The 16,589-nt window shown below is 64.2% G+C and carries 15 protein-coding genes, 1 pseudogene and 1 riboswitch; of the genes and pseudogenes, 11 read left to right on the forward strand and 5 right to left on the reverse strand.

Annotated elements, in window-relative coordinates; all coding sequences use genetic code 11:
• Positions 1–73: 73 nt before the first annotated feature.
• Complete coding sequence (locus tag FXB40_RS39630; RefSeq protein ID WP_148777700.1) at positions 74–1,303, reverse strand: MFS transporter; 1,230 nt, start codon at positions 1,301–1,303, stop codon at positions 74–76.
• Positions 1,304–1,597: 294 nt separating this feature from the next.
• Here FXB40_RS39630 and FXB40_RS39635 point away from each other — a divergent pair, with 294 nt between their 5' ends.
• The 10 genes from FXB40_RS39635 (at position 1,598) to FXB40_RS50210 (ending at position 11,911) form a co-directional block, all read left to right on the forward strand.
• The gene (locus tag FXB40_RS39635) at positions 1,598–2,356 is read left to right on the forward strand and encodes an enoyl-CoA hydratase-related protein (RefSeq protein ID WP_148777701.1); all 759 of its coding nucleotides are present in this window, start codon (positions 1,598–1,600) and stop codon (positions 2,354–2,356) included.
• Positions 2,357–2,405: 49 nt separating this feature from the next.
• Complete coding sequence (locus tag FXB40_RS39640; protein WP_148777702.1) at positions 2,406–4,064, forward strand: bifunctional metallophosphatase/5'-nucleotidase; 1,659 nt, start codon at positions 2,406–2,408, stop codon at positions 4,062–4,064.
• A 121-nt stretch (positions 4,065–4,185) separates the two neighbouring features.
• Positions 4,186–5,115 (forward strand): histone deacetylase family protein, encoded by a 930-nt coding sequence (locus FXB40_RS39645; protein ID WP_148777703.1) that lies wholly within the window; start codon positions 4,186–4,188, stop codon positions 5,113–5,115.
• A 75-nt stretch (positions 5,116–5,190) separates the two neighbouring features.
• Positions 5,191–5,442, forward strand: a complete 252-nt coding sequence (locus tag FXB40_RS39650; RefSeq protein ID WP_008132970.1) for an exodeoxyribonuclease VII small subunit — start codon at positions 5,191–5,193, stop codon at positions 5,440–5,442.
• 591 nt (positions 5,443–6,033) lie between these two features.
• Complete coding sequence (dxs, locus tag FXB40_RS39655) at positions 6,034–7,962, forward strand: 1-deoxy-D-xylulose-5-phosphate synthase (RefSeq protein WP_187437468.1); 1,929 nt, start codon at positions 6,034–6,036, stop codon at positions 7,960–7,962.
• A gap of 186 nt (positions 7,963–8,148) precedes the next feature.
• A complete protein-coding gene (locus tag FXB40_RS39660; protein WP_148777705.1) occupies positions 8,149–8,703 on the forward strand; it encodes a nucleoside 2-deoxyribosyltransferase in 555 nt (184 codons plus the stop codon).
• A gap of 26 nt (positions 8,704–8,729) precedes the next feature.
• Positions 8,730–9,464 (forward strand): TlyA family RNA methyltransferase, encoded by a 735-nt coding sequence (locus FXB40_RS39665; RefSeq protein WP_187437469.1) that lies wholly within the window; start codon positions 8,730–8,732, stop codon positions 9,462–9,464.
• Positions 9,457–10,701 (forward strand): class I SAM-dependent RNA methyltransferase, encoded by a 1,245-nt coding sequence (locus tag FXB40_RS39670; protein ID WP_148777706.1) that lies wholly within the window; start codon positions 9,457–9,459, stop codon positions 10,699–10,701. The genes FXB40_RS39665 and FXB40_RS39670 overlap by 8 nt, the downstream gene beginning before the upstream one ends.
• Positions 10,702–10,853: 152 nt before the next feature.
• Positions 10,854–11,579 carry a nitroreductase family protein gene (locus FXB40_RS39675; protein WP_347339802.1) on the forward strand — a complete coding sequence of 242 codons (726 nt, stop codon included), beginning with the start codon at positions 10,854–10,856 and terminating at the stop codon, positions 11,577–11,579.
• A complete protein-coding gene (locus tag FXB40_RS50210; RefSeq protein WP_347339803.1) occupies positions 11,558–11,911 on the forward strand; it encodes a hypothetical protein in 354 nt (117 codons plus the stop codon). Before FXB40_RS39675 ends, FXB40_RS50210 begins: the two co-directional genes overlap by 22 nt.
• A gap of 12 nt (positions 11,912–11,923) precedes the next feature.
• Here the strand turns inward: FXB40_RS50210 and FXB40_RS39680 are convergent, their stop codons facing one another.
• Positions 11,924–12,517 (reverse strand): hypothetical protein, encoded by a 594-nt coding sequence (locus FXB40_RS39680; protein WP_148777707.1) that lies wholly within the window; start codon positions 12,515–12,517, stop codon positions 11,924–11,926.
• A 234-nt stretch (positions 12,518–12,751) separates the two neighbouring features.
• Here FXB40_RS39680 and FXB40_RS39685 point away from each other — a divergent pair, with 234 nt between their 5' ends.
• A complete protein-coding gene (locus FXB40_RS39685) occupies positions 12,752–13,810 on the forward strand; it encodes a class I SAM-dependent methyltransferase (protein WP_187437470.1) in 1,059 nt (352 codons plus the stop codon).
• A gap of 122 nt (positions 13,811–13,932) precedes the next feature.
• Here the strand turns inward: FXB40_RS39685 and FXB40_RS50215 are convergent.
• The 3 genes and pseudogenes from FXB40_RS50215 to FXB40_RS39705 all read right to left on the reverse strand — a co-directional run.
• A pseudogene (locus FXB40_RS50215) lies at positions 13,933–14,460 on the reverse strand (VOC family protein); the annotation flags it as partial.
• A gap of 160 nt (positions 14,461–14,620) precedes the next feature.
• A complete protein-coding gene (locus FXB40_RS39700; RefSeq protein ID WP_148777710.1) occupies positions 14,621–15,256 on the reverse strand; it encodes a hypothetical protein in 636 nt (211 codons plus the stop codon).
• 126 nt (positions 15,257–15,382) lie between these two features.
• Complete coding sequence (locus tag FXB40_RS39705; protein WP_148777711.1) at positions 15,383–16,261, reverse strand: DUF1194 domain-containing protein; 879 nt, start codon at positions 16,259–16,261, stop codon at positions 15,383–15,385.
• A 237-nt stretch (positions 16,262–16,498) separates the two neighbouring features.
• Positions 16,499–16,577, forward strand: a riboswitch (Fluoride riboswitch).
• Positions 16,578–16,589 lie beyond the last annotated feature (12 nt).

The raw sequence follows: 16,589 nt of genomic DNA on the forward strand, positions 1-16,589 counted from the left end.
AGGCGTAACCCACCGCTTCTGCCACCGCGTAAAAAGAAGAGGTGGATTACGCTTCGCTAATCCACCCTACGGGCTACGACGTCGCGACCTCGGCCCTTTTTCCCGGCCGCCACAGCACGATGCCGGCCGCGACGACGTCGAGCACCACGCACATCGCAAACGCTATGGTGTAGTCGCCGCTTACGCTGCGCACGAGGCCGACGATGCCCGGCCCGAAGGCGCTGACAATGCCGCTGATCGACGTCCCCAGCCCCATCGCAGCCGCGAAAGCGGAGCTGCCGATCTCACGCTGGATGATGAGGGGCGGAAACGTGATCATGTTGCCGATCGAGAAGCCATAGACGGCGCAGCACAAGAGCAGCACGGTCGGGCTCTGGCTTTGCAGGAGAACGAGCAGCGCCGCCGCCTGGCTCGTCATCGACGCCGCGCAGGCGAGCCGCGGATCGAGCCGGTCGACGAACAGGCCCAGCGACAGCCGGCCGACCACCGCCATCGCCGCCATGATGGTGACCGCGAGTCCTGCACTGGCGCGGCCGATCAGCGGCTCGAGAAACGTCACCTGATGGATGATGAATCCCATCTGCGCCAACAGCGCGATCGCGATCGGCAGCACCATGGTCCAGAATGACGCGTTGGCGAGCAGCTCCCTCCGCGAATGACGCGCGGCCTTGCCCCCGGAGACATTTGCCGCATCCGGCGACGCGTCGACCGGCCAGCTGGTGAAGACGACGACCACCGGCAGCACCAGCACCACCATCACGATCGTGGCCGCCAGCATGGCCGAGCGGAAACCGATGCTGCTGCTCAGCGCCAACAAGACCGGAACGAGGACGATGCCGCCGAAGGTGGCGCCATTGAAGGCGAGGCTGAGCGCGAGCCCGCGGCGCCGCGCGAACCATGCGTTCAGCACCGTCGCGATTACCACCGAGCCCATGCCGGTCCAGCCGACCGACATCAGCGCATAGGCAAGATAGAGCTGCCAGGGCGCCCGCATCAGTCCCAGCAGCGCGGTCGATGCGCCAAGCGCCGTCAGCCCGCACAGGATCAGCGCCCGCAGCCCGATGCGGGCGATCAGAACGTCAGTGAAGATGACGAGGACGGAGGTCAGCAGGAACGAGAATGTGCTGGCCGCGGACACCAGCGTACCGGGCCAGCCATGGGCGCGCTGGAGCTCGGCGAGATAGACGCCCTGGCCGTAGAGGCCAAAGCCGAACATGAAGAAGGCCATCAGGAAGCAGGCCAGCACCACGCGCCAGCCGCGGTAGTGAACCGAGGATTCGTCAGCGCCTGTTGCGGCAATCATCGATCAAGTGTCGGCCTCATGGAACGAGACGGTTGATCGTGACGCACAACCACCGGTTTTTCAAATGAAACATTGTAGCCATTTGTTGCAATGCGAAAAACACCGCATATGTGATGCAGCTTTCGCGCCACGGTTCCCGGGCGAGCGCCATCACCGGACGGGTGTCATGCAACCGCTCACGGGTATCGCCGCCGAAATGGTCAACCGCAGGATTGGCACGCCTGAGGGATCATGTAGGCTCAGTATCGCAAGACTCGCCGACGGCAGGCGCCGCGGCGGCCGCAGGGAGTGTTCATGCCGACCGGCAATATCGTCGTCACCGAAGAGCGTGGAACGCGCGTCATCACCCTGCGCCGCCCGGGCAAGAAGAATGCGATCACCCAGGACATGTATCGCGAGATGAGCCGCGCGATCGACACGGCCCAGAACAATCCCGATATCCGCTGCATGATCATCACCGGCGGCTCCGGCGTGTTCACGGCCGGCGACGACATCGACGATTTCATGAAGGCCGACGCGTCGCGTCCCGAGACGTTGTCGGACGGCGTCAAATTCCTCTATTCGCTGGCCCTCAACGTCAAGCCGATCATCGCAGCCGTGGATGGTGCCTCGATCGGCATGGGCACCGTGATGCTGTTTCACTGCGACTACGTGCTCGCCTCCAATGCCGCGACCTTCTCGGCGCCTTACATCAATCTCGGGCTCGTTCCGGTCGGCGCCGCCAGCCTGCTGATGCCGAGCACCATGGGCTACCAGCGTGCCTTTGCCATGCTGGTGATGGGACGCAGCTTCACCGCCGCCGAGGCCCATGCCGCCGGCTTCGTCAACACCGTGGTGTCGCCGGGACATACCGAGGTCGAGGCCCGCAAGGTGGCGCGCGAGATCTGCCGGCTGCCGGCCGAGGCGGTCGCAATCTCGCGCAAATTGCTGCGCGCAGCCCCGGAACAGCTCAGCCGCCGCATCGACCAGGAAGGCCATTTGTTCAGCGAACGGTTGAAATCGGACGAGGCCACGGCCGCGTTCAATGCGTTTGCGAACAGGAAGAAGAGGTGAGCAGGAGAACTTTCGTGAAATCTTCGCGGGGAAAGATTATTCTTGTTCCATGCGACATCTTCTCCGCCTGACCAGCTTCGCCCTCGCGCTCGCCGCCCTGCCCGCCGCGGCCCAGACCGCGGCACCCGTCGAGCTGCGCATTCTCGCGATCAACGATTTCCACGGCAATCTCCGTCCACCGCCGGGCGGCATCCGCATCAATGATCCCGAGGATAGAGCCAAGAAGGTAGCTGTCGCCGCCGGCGGCGCCGAATACATGGCGACGCTGGTCAAGCAATTGCGCGAGGGGCACAAGAACACCATCTTCGTCGCCGCCGGCGATTTGATCGGGGCGAGCCCGTTCCTGTCGGCGATGTTTCACGACGAGCCGTCGATCGAGGCGCTCTCGATGATGGGGCTTGCGATCACCTCGGTCGGCAATCACGAATTCGACGAGGGCAAGAACGAGCTGCTGAGGATACAGAACGGCGGCTGCCATCCGGAAGACGGATGTCAGGGACCGCATCCGTTCACCGGCGCGAAATTCCACTATCTCGCGGCCTCCACCATCGAGACTGCGACCGGCAAGAGCGTGTTGCCGCCTTACGAAATCAGGGAATTCGAGGGTATCCCGGTTGCCTTCATCGGGCTGACCTTGAAGGAGACCGCCGGCATCGTCTCGCCGTCAGGCATTGCCGGACTCGAATTCCGCGACGAGGCCGAGACGGTGAACGCGCTGGTACCGCAACTGAAAGCGCGGGGCGTCGAAGCGATCGTCGTGCTGATCCACCAGGGCGGCGAGCCCTCGGGCGATTACAACGAATGCCCGGCAATCACGGGACCGATCGTTGATATCGTGAAAAAATTCGACCGCGCCGTCGACGTCGTGGTCAGCGGCCACACCCATCGTGCTTATGTTTGCGACATCGACGGCAGGCTGGTCACCAGCGGCGACAAATACGGCACGCTTGTCACCGCGATCGATCTCAAGCTCGATCCGGCAACACGCGACATCGTCAGCGCCAGGGCCGAGAACGTCATCGTCGCCAACGCCTCGCTGGCCAAGGATCCCGAGCAGACCGCGCTGATCGACGCCTATGACAAGCTCTCGGCGCCCATTGCCAACCGGCCGGCCGGATCGGTGACGCAGACGCTGTCGCGAAGTCCCAACGACGCCGGCGAAAGCGCGCTCGGCGACGTCATCGCCGATGCACAGCTTGCCGCCACTAAGGACGCCAAGGATGGCAGCGCTGTCATCGCGTTCACCAATCCCGGCGGCATCCGCACCGACATCATCCCAAAAGAAAATGGCGCGGTGTCCTACGGCGAACTGTTCGCGAGCCAGCCATTCCGCAACCGCCTCGTCACCATGACGCTCACAGGCAGCCAGCTCAAGGACATGCTGGAGCAGCAATGGCTCGATCCGAAGCGGCCGCGGATCCTCCAGGTGTCGATCGGATTCAGCTACAGCTGGGACGCATCAAAGCCGCTCGGCGAACGCGTGATCACCGACAAGATGACGCTCAACGGCAAGCCGATCGAGCCGGGCACCGGCTACCGCGTGACCGTCAACGATTACCTCGCCGTCGGCGGCGACGGCTTTACAGTCGCGAAACAGGGCGCTTCGCCGCAATATGGCGGCTATGATGCCGATGCACTGTTTGCCTTCTTTAAGGCACATGGTCCGATCGGCCCGCTGCCACCGACCCGTATCCTGCGCGTGAACTGATCCGGGAACGGGACAGCCCTTTGCCATTCGCGGTGGAACGCATAGATTGGGTTTTGCATTGCGTTTTGGCGCCGGATGCGCCAAGCGACGTCGAGAGTTCGTTCCCTGTGAGGCCGACCTGATGAGCACGCTTCTCCTTTCCCACAAGGCCTGCCTCGACCACGTCACGCCGCCGGGACACCCTGAAAGACCCGACCGCCTGCGCGCGGTGGAGGAAGCGCTGTCGGCTGAGCGCTTCCAGTTCCTGGCGCGCGACCTGGCGCCGGAGGGCGATCTCGACCTCGTCACGCTATGCCACAACGAGGATTACGTCACCGAGCTTCGTCACATCGCCCCAACCAGCGGCCAGGTCTATGTCGACGGCGACACCTCGATGTCCCCTGGCACGTGGGAAGCGGTGATGCGCGGCGTCGGCGGCGCGGTGGCTGCGACCGAAGCGGTGATGAACGGCGAGCATCGCAACGCCTTCGTCGCGGTGCGCCCGCCCGGCCATCACGCCGAGATTGGCAAGCCGATGGGCTTCTGCTTCTTCGACAATGTCGCGATCGCGGCGCGCCACGCGCAGCGCAAATACGGCATCAAGCGCGCGGCCATCGTCGATTTCGACGTGCATCACGGCAACGGCACGCAAGACATCTTCTGGTCGGACCCGACCGTGATGTACTGCTCGACGCATCAGATGCCGCTGTTTCCGGGCACCGGCGCCAAGGGCGAGCGCGGCGACCACGACACCATCGTCAACGCGCCGCTCGCCTCGGAAGACGGCGGGCCCGAATTTCGCTCGGCGTTCGAGAATTTGATCCTGCCGCAGCTCGAAAAATTCAGCCCCGAATTGCTCATCATCTCCGCGGGCTTCGACGCGCATTACCGCGATCCGCTGGCCTCGCTGAATTTGCGTGCGGAGGACTATTCGTGGGTCACGCGCAAGCTGATGGACCTTGCCGACAAATCCGCCGAGGGCCGCGTTGTTTCTGTGCTCGAAGGCGGCTACGACCTGCAAGGACTGAAAGAATCTGTTACGGCGCATGTCGGCGCCCTGATGGGCGCTTAAGACAGACCCGCCACATTAAGCCCGCAAAACTCTGCTGTTTTACACCAGAAGCGAATCGGGCAATCGGAAACGGATATGGCCGAAAATACCCAAGTCGACGTCTCCCGGCTCACCTTCGAGCGCGCGATCGAGGAACTCGAAACGATCGTGAAGCGGCTCGAGGACGGCAAGGTGCCGCTCGAGGAATCCGTCACGATCTACGAGCGCGGCGAAGCCTTGAAGCGCCGCTGCGAGGAACTTCTGCGCCAGGCCGAGGCGCGCGTCGACAAGATCACCACCGATGCCAGCGGCCAGGCCACCGGCACCGCCCCGCTCGACGTGCAATAAAGGGGCCGTCCCAAAGCTGCCCGTCTCAAACATCGCCCGCCTGCATTTTTTCAAGATCGCACGCCGCTAACTCCGTTCACGGGCCGGGTGGCCGGGCACTAGAATTGACGAGTTCCCTCGCCGGTGCGTTTTGGCCCAGCGAATCCCGCTAAAATCCCTGTCCTTCGCCCAAAAATCCTGCCAAGGAACCGGGCAGGATTGGAACTTCCCCTCCGGCGCCGCGATTAACCAAATTGGCCCGCCGGTTGCACCTGCATACCCGTAATCGGTTGGGCGGGTTGGCTTTGGCCCAAGCTTTGGTGTAAAGCTGCGCGGAGTGTGGCTTTTTGTTAGCTTTGACGTGGGGACCGATTTCCGACGACAAGCGCTTCAAATCGCTGATGAAATTGGCTGGGACGGACGAAGCCGATCTACGTGACAGGGATCACAGAGACTGAACCGGAGCGCACTTAAGCTCACCTAAGCTTGAAGACGGGGGCTTTTGCCCCATGCAGGTGGCTCCGACGGTTTAAGGACTCGCGCTGCGCCGACATTGTGCAAACCCATCGCGCACCGGAACGGTTTTCCGGCGCTGACAAATTGGAAATCGCCGTGAACGCATACAGTAAAACGCCGCTTCTCGACACCATCCGGACGCCGGACGACCTGCGCAAGCTCAAGATCGAGCAGGTTCGCCAGGTCGCCGACGAGCTGCGTCAGGAGACCATCGATGCCGTCTCGGTGACCGGCGGTCACTTCGGCGCGGGTCTCGGCGTGGTCGAGCTCACCACCGCGATCCACTACGTCTTCGACACGCCGCGCGATCGGCTGATCTGGGATGTCGGCCATCAGGCCTATCCGCACAAGATCCTCACCGGACGCCGCGACCGCATCCGCACGCTGCGCACCGGCGGCGGCCTGTCCGGCTTCACCAAGCGCAGCGAGAGCGATTACGATCCGTTCGGCGCCGCGCATTCCTCGACCTCGATTTCCGCCGGCCTCGGCATGGCCGTCGCGCGCGACCTCGCCGGCGGCAAGAACAACGTTATCGCAGTGATCGGTGACGGTGCGATGTCGGCGGGCATGGCCTACGAGGCCATGAACAACGCGGGCGCCATGAACTCGCGCCTGATCGTCATCCTCAACGACAACGACATGTCGATTGCGCCGCCGGTCGGCGCCATGAGCGCCTATCTGTCGCGCCTCTACTCCGGCAAGACCTATCGCACGCTGCGCGATGCGGCCAAGCAGATCAACAAGCGCCTGCCGAAGATCCTCGCCAACCGCGCCAACCGCGTCGAGGAATATTCCCGCGGCTTCATGATGGACGGCGGCACGCTGTTCGAGGAGCTCGGCTTCTATTATGTCGGCCCGATCGACGGCCATAACCTCGATCATCTCCTGCCCGTGCTGAAGAACGTGCGCGACATGGAGACCGGCCCGATCCTGGTCCACGTCGTGACGCAGAAGGGCAAAGGCTACGGCCCGGCGGAAGCGTCCGCCGACAAGTACCACGCCGTCGTCAAGTTCGACGTCGCCACCGGTACCCAGGCGAAAGCCAAGCCGAACGCGCCGGCCTACCAGAACGTGTTCGGCCAGAGCCTCGTCAAGGAAGCGCAGAAGGACGACAAGATCGTCGCCATCACCGCGGCGATGCCGTCCGGTACCGGCGTCGACATCTTCAACAAGGCGTTCCCCGACCGCACCTTCGACGTCGGCATCGCCGAGCAGCACGCGGTGACCTTTGCCGCCGGTCTTGCGACCGAAGGCTACAAGCCGTTCTGCGCGATCTACTCGACCTTCCTGCAGCGCGGCTACGACCAGATCGTCCATGACGTCGCGATCCAGAACCTGCCCGTCCGCTTCGCCATCGACCGCGCCGGCCTCGTCGGCGCTGACGGCGCGACGCATGCCGGTTCGTTCGACAACGCCTATCTCGGCTGTCTGCCGAACATGGTGATCATGGCGGCGGCCGACGAAGCCGACATGGTGCACATGGTCGCGACCCAGGTCGCGATCAACGACCGCCCGAGCGCGCTGCGCTATCCGCGCGGCGAAGGCCGCGGCATCGAGATGCCCGACGTCGGCGTTCCCCTCGAGATCGGCAAGGGCCGCATGATCCGCCAGGGCAACAAGATCGCCCTGCTCTCCTTCGGCACGCGTCTGGCCGAATGCGAGAAGGCAGCCGACGAGCTCGCCGCCCATGGCCTCTCGACCTCGATTGCGGATGCGCGCTTCATGAAGCCGCTCGACACCGAGCTGGTGCTCAAGCTCGCCCGCGACCACGACGTCCTGATCACGGTGGAAGAGGGCTCGGTCGGCGGCTTCGGCTCCCATGTCGCGCAGTTCCTGACCGATCAGGGCGTGCTCGACACCGGCATGGTCAAGTTCCGCACGATGGTGCTGCCCGACGTGTTCCTGGATCACGACACGCCGAACGCGATGTACGCCCGCGCCGGTCTCGACGCCAAGGGCATCGTCGCCAAGGTGTTCGAGGCGCTCGGCAAGGACGTCAAGACCGAGACGGTCAAGCTCGCCTGATTGGTTTCACCTCTCCCGCTTGCGGGAGAGGTCGGATCGCGAAGCGATCCGGGTGAGGGCTTTCTCCTCTCGGGGGTTCTCGCCTGCGGAGACACCCCCTCCCCAACCCTCCCCCGCAAGCGGGAGAGGGAGCAGAGCGCGCACTGCGGCTCGCACCTTCGATCCACATTTTTCGGCTCTGACCTCATGAAAATCTATCTGGCAGGTCCCGACGTGTTCCTGCCGGATGCGGTTGAGATCGGCCGGCAGAAGGCCGCGATCTGCGCTGCCCACGGCCTCACCGGCCTCTATCCCCTCGACAACGCCATCGACCTCACCGCGCCTGACGCGTCGCGGCAGATCTTTTGCGGCAACGAGGCCATGATGGACGGGGCCGACGCCATCATCGCCAATCTCACCCCCTTCCGCGGCGCCGGTGCCGATCCCGGCACCGTCTACGAGCTCGGCTACATGGCCGGCCGCCGCAAGTTTTGCTTGGCCTATTCCAACGATGGCACCAGCTATGCCGACCGTGTCGGCCGCTTGATGCACGTCACCCCCGAGGACGGGCGGCTGGTTGACGCACAGGGGCTGACGGTCGAGAATTTCGGGCTCGTCGACAATCTCATGATGATCCATGCGCTGGAGCTGCACGGCTGCCCGCTGGTGACGCCGGCAGAGCCGCCGGCCGACGTCTGGCACGATCTCGCCGCGTTCGAGGCTTGCGTCCGGATGGCGGCCGCGCGATTGATCGTACCATAGACGCTTCACTCGTCTCCGGAGAGATCATGCCCCCTGCCCGCAAGCGCGCGGATGTTCTGCTGGTCGAGCGCGGCCTGTTCGAGAGCCGGGCGCGGGCGCGCGCGGCGATCGAGGCCGGCCTCGTCACGGCTGATGACAAGCAGGTCGCAAAGCCCTCGGAGACGATCGCCGAGGACGCGGTGATCCAGGCCGAGCCTGCGCACCCCTACGTCTCGCGCGGCGGCGTCAAGCTCGCCGGCGCGCTGGAGCGTTACCCGATCGAGATCGAGGACCATGTCTGCCTCGACGTCGGCGCCTCGACCGGCGGTTTCACCGAGGTTCTGCTGGCGAATGGCGCGAGCCTGGTGTTCGCCATCGATGTCGGCACCAGCCAGCTGCATGCCTCGCTGCGCGATCATCCCAAGATCGTATCGATGGAGGAGACGGACATTCGCAGCTATGAGGGCAAACGCCTGCCGGCGCGGCCCGATGTCGTCGTGATCGACGTCAGCTTTATTTCGCTCAAGACCGTGCTGCCCGTGGCGCTGTCGCTCGCAGCCGCGCCGATGAGCCTGCTGGCGCTGATCAAGCCGCAGTTCGAGGCCGATCGGAAGCACAACAAGAAGGGCATCATCCGCGACGCCGCGGTGCATCAGGAGATCTGCGACGACATCGCGGCCTTTGCCGCGTCGCTCGGCTGTACAGACATAGAGGTGTTTCCCTCGTCGATTGCGGGCGGCGACGGCAACATCGAATTCTTCCTGGGCGCGCGCCGTGGTTGAACGCGTCACGATCGATCATGTCGGCCATCGCGGCGACGGCGTCTCGCTCACGACCGGCAATGCGGTCTACGTGCCCTACACGCTTGGCGGCGAGAGTGTCGAGGTCGACCATGTCGCGGGCCATCCCGACCGCCGCAAGCTGCTCGCGGTCGACGTTGCAAGCCCCGCGCGCGTTGAGCCGTTCTGTCCGCATTTCGGGGTCTGTGGCGGCTGCGCGATCCAGCATTGGGCGGCGGAGCCGTATCATGCCTGGAAGCGCAATATCGTGGTCGAGACGCTGGCGCAGGCTGGCATCGATTGTGAGGTCGCGCCGCTGGTCGATGCCCATGGCGCCGGCCGAAGGCGTGTGACGCTGCACGGAAGGTTCGGCACGCATCACGTGCTCAAGGTCGGCTTCTCGGCCGCGAGCTCGCACGACGTGATTCCGATCCATCGCTGCCCGATCCTCGATCCCGCGCTTGAGGGCGCGCTCGATGCCGCCTGGGCGGTTGCCGAGCCACTGACGTCGAAAATGCCGGTGACGAAGCCGCTCGACATTCAGGTCACAGCCACCGCCAATGGTCTCGATGTCGACGTGCGCGGCTCCGGGCCACTGCCGACGCCGCTGGTCACGGCGCTATCGCGCGTTGCCGAGCAGCATCGCCTGGCGCGGTTGACGCGGCATGGCGAGCTGGTGCTGCAACGCCTGCCGCCAACGGTCAGGATGGGCCGCGCTGAAGTGACGCTGCCGCCGGGCTCGTTTCTGCAGGCAACGGTCGCAGGCGAAGAGACGCTCGCTGCACTCGTTGCCGAGCGTGTCGGCAAGGCAAAGGAGGTTCTCGACCTCTTCTGCGGCGTCGGCCCGTTCGCCCTGAGGCTTGCGGAGAAGACGCGTGTCACGGCTTACGACAACGACGCCGGCGCGATCGCCGCGCTAGCCAAGGCCGCGCGCACGCCGGGCCTGAAGCCGATCAAGGCCGAGTCGCGCGACCTGTTCCGCCGTCCGCTGGTGCCGCCGGAGCTGCGCGATGTCGATGCCGTGGTGTTCGATCCGCCGCGCCAGGGTGCACAGGCGCAGGCGCTGAAACTCGCGGCAAGCAAGGTGCCGGTCGTGATCGCGGTGTCCTGCAACGTCGCAACCTTTGCCCGCGACGCGCGGCTGTTGATCGACGGTGGCTACAGGATCGAAACCGTGGTGCCAGTCGACCAGTTCCGGCACACGCCGCATGTAGAGTTGGTCGCGCGGTTTACGAGGTAGCTGCTTAGCTGCGCGGCACCCGCTCCGGGGGCGCGCCAGCTCGCACCACCCCGAACCTTGATGCCGATCAACCGTCCGGGTCTGCGGCGGTGCTAGAAGCGTCATGCGGAACTCCCGCGGAGCGGATGATGGCGATTGACCGGCGACAACTCATGACGACCGCGCTCGGGCTTTCCGCAGCGGCAATCAGCAGCCGCCCCTCGGCCGCTTCCACGATGAGCTATGAGGAGGCGGTGCAGGCGTCGCGGACACCGCTGCGATCGACACCGAGGGACCGCGAACTCGTGCGTTTTGCGACACTCGCGGCCAACAGCCACAACACCCAGCCCTGGATTTTCTCGGCCCGCGGCAATGAAATCGTGATAGCGCCCGACTTCGCTCGCCGGTGTCCGGCGGTCGATCCGGACGATCATCACCTCTACGTCAGCCTCGGCTGCGCCGCCGAAAATCTTGTCCTCGCGGCGTCGACGCTGGGCTGGCGCGCCAATCCGGTCGTCGACGGCGACCGGATCGTGATCGCGCTCGAGCAGGCCCCGCCCGCAGCATCAGCGCTGGCTGGCGCGATTCCCGTCAGGCAATGCACCCGTGCGGCGTTCGATGGCAGGCCGGTCGTGCCCGAGATGTTGCGCCAGCTCGAGAGAGCCTGTGGCGAGCCGAACGTCTCGGCGATCCTGATGACCGAACGCGCCGCGATCGCGAAGGTCGCGGACTATGTGCTCGAAGCCAATTCCGCGCAAATGCGCGACAAGGCCTTCATGAGAGAGCTCGTGAGCTGGATGCGCTTCAACGAGGCGGATGCGGTCGCGACCATGGATGGGCTGTTCTCGCACGTCTCCGGAAACCCGTCCCTGCCGGCATGGTCGCGCGGCCGCTCCTGAGGTTCGTCTTCACCGAGGGCGGAGAGAACAAGAAATACCGCGACGAGATCGACAGTTCTGCGGGCGTCGTCGTGCTTGCCGCCGATCGGAGCGACACGTCGCACTGGATCGCTGTCGGCCGCGCCCGCCAGCGGTTCGGCTTGCAGGCGACCGCGCTCGGGCTCAAATATTCCTTCATCAACCAGCCGGTCGAGGTGGCTGCCCTGAGGCCGCAATTCGCGACCTCACTGGGACTCGGCGAACGGCGTCCCGATATCGTGATACGCTTCGGAACCGGGCCGGATCTGCCGAAATCGCTGCGGCGTGCCCCGGAACAAGTGATACGCGCTTGACGCGGTAATGTGTTAGTGGCGAAGGGCGCCCAGTGCCGGCGACTCGCCGGGCAGCATGTCCGACCTGATATCGCTGTCCATGCGGCCTGAGCCTCGCTGGGTGAAACCGGCCCCGAACGACAGGCTGAGGTTCGATGTCGGTTTGAACTCGACACCGGCAAATCCGCCGTAGCCCGGCGCAGCGCCGGAGGTCAGCGGCGCAACCGAACTGCCGATCCCGTTGCCATATTTCAGCGTGTCGAAGCCGGCAAAGAACGTCACGGGCGAGCCGCCTGCGGTCTTCAAGTTGTAGCCGAACTGCGTGCTGTCGTAGGACAGCGCGCTGAAATTGCCTATTGGTCCAGTCTGGTTGAGGCCGCTCCAATTCAGATTGCCGCGTTGGCTCCCGACAAAGAAGCCGTTCGCAAAATTGGTCCGCCCGCTGGCATCGAAGCTCGGAAAATTGCCGTAGGTATCGGAGCTCTGGCCGGCACTGCCACCGAAGCCGAATGCTCCGCCCGGTATCCAATAACTCAGCGGCGCAACTTGCGCATGCGCCGGTGCTCCACCGAGGCAAAGCACGGCGAGGAGAGCTGCGAGACCACAAGAACCTGCAAGGCTGGACATTCAGGCTTCCGTCGAAAAGGTTCCAAATTATAACCTCGGGATCGCGCGAATGCCAGTGGAGGGGCGCGGCACATCGCATGATCCAGTTCCAGGATGACGTTGTCCTGGCGCGTTGAACCTCCCCCGCGCCGCATTGACCCACATAGAGGACGCGCAGCCCAAGTCGCGGCGCTGTCCCGCAGCGCGCAATTGCGCAGACCCTTGAAAATGCCCAACGTTTGTATGGAGGCTGTCATGGAGGTCAATTCCGACAGGTTGAATGCCTTTATGGGTAAGATGATCACCGACGTCGGCGCGGCGATGAACGCATCGCTCGTTCTCTTGGGCGACAAGCTCGGCCTCTACCGCGCCCTCGCCGCGAAGGGACCGATGAACTCCGCCGAGCTCGCAAAGGCTACTGGAACGGCGGAGCGCTACGTCCGCGAATGGCTGGCGAGCCAGGCGGCATCTGGCTACGTCGAATACGATACCGGTTCAGGAAAGTTCTCGATGCTGCCGGAGCAGGCGATGGCGCTCGCCGACGAGGACAGCCCGGTCTTCCTCGGCGCGGTCGGCAACGTTATTGCCGCAGCGTTTCTCGACGAGCCGAAGATCTCGGATGCATTCAAGTCCGGCAAGGGCGTCGGCTGGAACCGGCGCAGCGAATGCCTGTTCTGCGGCACGGCCCGCTTCTTCCGCACCGGCTACATGCACCATCTGGTGCAGGAGTGGCTGCCCGCGCTCGACGGCGTCGTGGACAAGCTGAAGCGTGGCGCCAAGGTCGCCGATGTCGGCTGCGGGCACGGCGTCTCGACGCGGCTGATGGCGGAGGCCTTCCCGAATTCGCGCTTCTACGGCTTCGACTATCACGAGGGCTCGATCGAGGCGGCGCGCAAGGCGGCAGTCGAGGCCAGGCTCGGCGATCGCGTCAGCTTCGCGGTTCACTCGGCCAAGACCTATCCGGCCGAGGGCTACGATCTCGTCTGCTTCTTCGATTGCCTGCACGACATGGGCGATCCCGTCGGCGCAATCAGCCACGTGCGTCAAACCATGGCGAAGGACGGCACCTGCATGCTGGTCGAGCCGTTCGCAGGCGACCGCCTCGAGGACAATCTCAACCCGGTCGGGCGCGTCTATTACGCGGCGTCGACCATGATCTGCACGCCGGCCTCGCTCGATCAGGAGGTCGGCCTCGCACTCGGCGCGCAAGCCGGCGAGGCAAGGCTGCGCAAGGTCGCCAGCGAAGGCGGCCTGTCGCGCTTTCGACGGGCCGCCGAGACACCCTTCAACCTGATCCTGGAAGCACGGATCTGATCCTGATCGCGACGGGCGCGGCCGGCCGTCAGGCCGCCGCGTCCGTGCCCATTCCAAATGTGACCTGATTGCCGTCGGCATCGACGACACATGCCGTAGTCGCGGTCCTCCGGCCGGTTGATCGGCCTCGCGCCACGTCCGGACAGCTCGGTGTAAAGCCGGTCCACGTCCCGGACGAAGATGCAGAGGGCGCCCTGCCCGGGCAATCGTTTCGTTGCCACCGCCGCGAGCAAATGCAGGGCCACCTCGTCGCGGCACAGGCAAGCATAGGACAAGGGCGAGCCGTATTCGAAAGTGACCTGAAAGCCGAGCACGTCACGGTAATAAGCGAGGCTCGCTTCGATGTCGAAGACGACGAAGACGGTCGCGGAGCCGACCATCATCGGATGCTCGTCGGTCATGAGGTGCTCCATCTGGCAAGCGATCTCCAGTGCGCAGCCTAGCATGTTCAGCGGAGATCTTGCAGGGGTCGCGCCGCACCGTAAGCTGGCGATCGAACTAGGCAGAATAGCTGGACCCTGCAGCGCGCGTAATTCCATCACCGTCACCCCTGACGGTAGCCGCTTCTTCAGCGGCCCTCGAAGGGCGACGGCCCCACTCTCGCAGCGTGGCCGTGCATCCTTCGAGGCTCCCGGCGCGATGCTGCGCATCGCGCCACGCGCACCTCAGGATGACGGAATTAATAGTGTCGTCATTGCGAGCGCAGCGAAGCAATCCAGACTGCCGCTGCGGTAGGATTCTGGATTGCTTCGCTGCGCTCGCAATGACTGAGTGGAGACAACGCACCCAGCAGAAGCAGCCGTAAGCTGGCTACGCCGTCACATCGACCGAGGACGATGAATCCGCCGGCGGATATTTCGTCACCGGCACCATGAAGGACTTCATGCCGACCTGGTAGATGATCTTGCCGTTCTGCCCGTCGTCCGTCGCGATCTGCGACTGCCCGAACATGATGACGTTCTTGTAGACGATGCCGGTGCCCTGACGGGTGATGCCGTCGGTGGTGACGCTGACCTGGGCTTCGTTGCCGTTGACGGCGAGCACGCGAAAGCTCGCGCTCTTGCCGTTGTCACTGGAATAGCCGCCCCAGCTTCCCATCAGGCGGCTGTCGGAGGCCGGCGGCGCCTGCTTCGCCAGCGTCGCGGTCTGCTTGCCGGCGCCGCCCGCGGAGAACAACAGCACCAGGTTCTTGCCGTCCTTGGTGCCGACCGTGACCGAGCCGAAGGTGATGAGCGAGCCGCTGATCTGGGCAAAACCACGCTCGGTGTGTCCGTTGTGGGTGTACTCGACCTGTGCGCGGCTGCCGCGGATGTTGACGACCTTGAAGCCGACGGGCTGGTTGTTGCCCGCCCAATTGCCTTTCCATTCGCCGAGCAGAGCGCTCTGGTGATACATCCGCTCATTGGCGGGCGAAATCTGGCTGGTGCTTTGCGTGACGATGGCCATGGATCTGCTCGGACGCAGCGTCAGAAATATTCTGAAACAATTCGATTAGGACCATGCCACCGTTAACGAGAAGTTAATTTCGGACGCCTGACACGATGAGGCAAACGGCCTCATCGGGGTCGACCTTCAGCGGCCCCAGCGGTCCGACCAGATCTTCTCGCCGATCAGGCAGCTCACGCGCGGCTCCTTGTCCTTGTCCGCAACGTGCACGACCGGACGCTCGGGCGTGCGGCCGGCAACTTCCATCAGCAGCTTGGTGCGGATCGCTTCCTTGAACTTCTCGCGATCCTTGATCGAGATGACGAAGGAGCCGGGGCCGCCGATGACGCAATCCTCGTAGTAGTAATCGAGATTGTCGATATCCATCGTCGAATAGGACGGCTCCTTGACCATGATCGGCAGGCCGTTGATGACGATGCCTTTCTCGAGCGCGGCATCGCGCGCCACGGTGACCGGGCCGCCATTGTTGTTGGGGCCGTCGCCGGAGATGTCGATGACGCGGCGAATTCCGTGATAGGGATCCTCATCGAACAGCGGCATCGCGAATCCGATCGCGCCGGAGATCGAAGTGCGCGAGGCGCGCCGGATCGGCGTCTTCAATATCTCGGCGGCGACCGCGTCCGCCGTCTCCGGTCCGTCGATGAGGCGCCAGGGGATGATGATCTTCTGGTCGGAGGATGCGGCCCATTCGAAATAGGTCACCGCGATCCTGCCGTTGGGGCCGGCCTTCAGCGCCTGCAAAAACTCCTTGGACTGGATCGCCTGCGCATAACCCTCGCGCTGGATCGCGAGCTCGTCCATGTCCATGGAGTAGGAGACATCGACCGCGAGGATCAGCTCGACATCAACCGACTGCGCGTCGCCGTCGGCCGCCTGTCGCTGATGTCTTGACGGTTCAAATTTCGGCGGTTCAAATTTAGGACTTGGTGCCGCGATGCCCGCAACATCCCCTCCGGCAAGCACGCCGGCCACCAGCACAGCCCCGATCGAGAACAGCAACCGCATCGCAGTCTCCCGTCGTATGACGCGATGGTGACATGCAAACGGCTTGCCGCAAAGCGCGAAGATCGCTTGTGCTTCACAATTGGGTTAGAGATTTGCAGGTTAGAGATTTGCGAGTTGGGATTTTCGTGCGTTGCGCGAAACCGCCGCCGTGTCGCCACGCTTGCGCCGCCGCGCGTTCGCGCCATGGGACAGAGCGCCCCGCCTACTTGTTCCCTGTGATTTCCATGCTAGGCTGACCATACAGATGGGGATGGAGTCCCCCGACAACCGCCCGGCGGTCGCATGATCGTAGTGGGCTGATGACTCCTGCTCGAGGTGAGGCAATCAG

Origin of the sequence: Bradyrhizobium rifense (assembly GCF_008123425.1) — a bacterium.
Taxonomy (GTDB): domain Bacteria; phylum Pseudomonadota; class Alphaproteobacteria; order Rhizobiales; family Xanthobacteraceae; genus Bradyrhizobium; species Bradyrhizobium rifense.

Excerpts from the sequence above, each read along its gene's own strand:
- FXB40_RS39685 (WP_187437470.1), top strand. The coding sequence starts at position 12,752 with ATGGAGGTCAATTCCGACAGGTTGAATGCCTTTATGGGTAAGATGATC.
- FXB40_RS50210 (WP_347339803.1), top strand. The coding sequence starts at position 11,558 with ATGGTCGCGCGGCCGCTCCTGAGGTTCGTCTTCACCGAGGGCGGAGAG.
- FXB40_RS39650 (WP_008132970.1), top strand. The coding sequence starts at position 5,191 with ATGGCCGAAAATACCCAAGTCGACGTCTCCCGGCTCACCTTCGAGCGC.
- FXB40_RS39630 (WP_148777700.1), bottom strand. The coding sequence starts at position 1,303 with ATGATTGCCGCAACAGGCGCTGACGAATCCTCGGTTCACTACCGCGGC.
- FXB40_RS39675 (WP_347339802.1), top strand. The coding sequence starts at position 10,854 with ATGACGACCGCGCTCGGGCTTTCCGCAGCGGCAATCAGCAGCCGCCCC.
- FXB40_RS39665 (WP_187437469.1), top strand. The coding sequence starts at position 8,730 with ATGCCCCCTGCCCGCAAGCGCGCGGATGTTCTGCTGGTCGAGCGCGGC.
- FXB40_RS39705 (WP_148777711.1), bottom strand. The coding sequence starts at position 16,261 with ATGCGGTTGCTGTTCTCGATCGGGGCTGTGCTGGTGGCCGGCGTGCTT.
- FXB40_RS39680 (WP_148777707.1), bottom strand. The coding sequence starts at position 12,517 with ATGTCCAGCCTTGCAGGTTCTTGTGGTCTCGCAGCTCTCCTCGCCGTG.
- FXB40_RS39660 (WP_148777705.1), top strand. The coding sequence starts at position 8,149 with ATGAAAATCTATCTGGCAGGTCCCGACGTGTTCCTGCCGGATGCGGTT.
- FXB40_RS39700 (WP_148777710.1), bottom strand. The coding sequence starts at position 15,256 with ATGGCCATCGTCACGCAAAGCACCAGCCAGATTTCGCCCGCCAATGAG.
- FXB40_RS39635 (WP_148777701.1), top strand. The coding sequence starts at position 1,598 with ATGCCGACCGGCAATATCGTCGTCACCGAAGAGCGTGGAACGCGCGTC.
- FXB40_RS39640 (WP_148777702.1), top strand. The coding sequence starts at position 2,406 with ATGCGACATCTTCTCCGCCTGACCAGCTTCGCCCTCGCGCTCGCCGCC.
- FXB40_RS39645 (WP_148777703.1), top strand. The coding sequence starts at position 4,186 with ATGAGCACGCTTCTCCTTTCCCACAAGGCCTGCCTCGACCACGTCACG.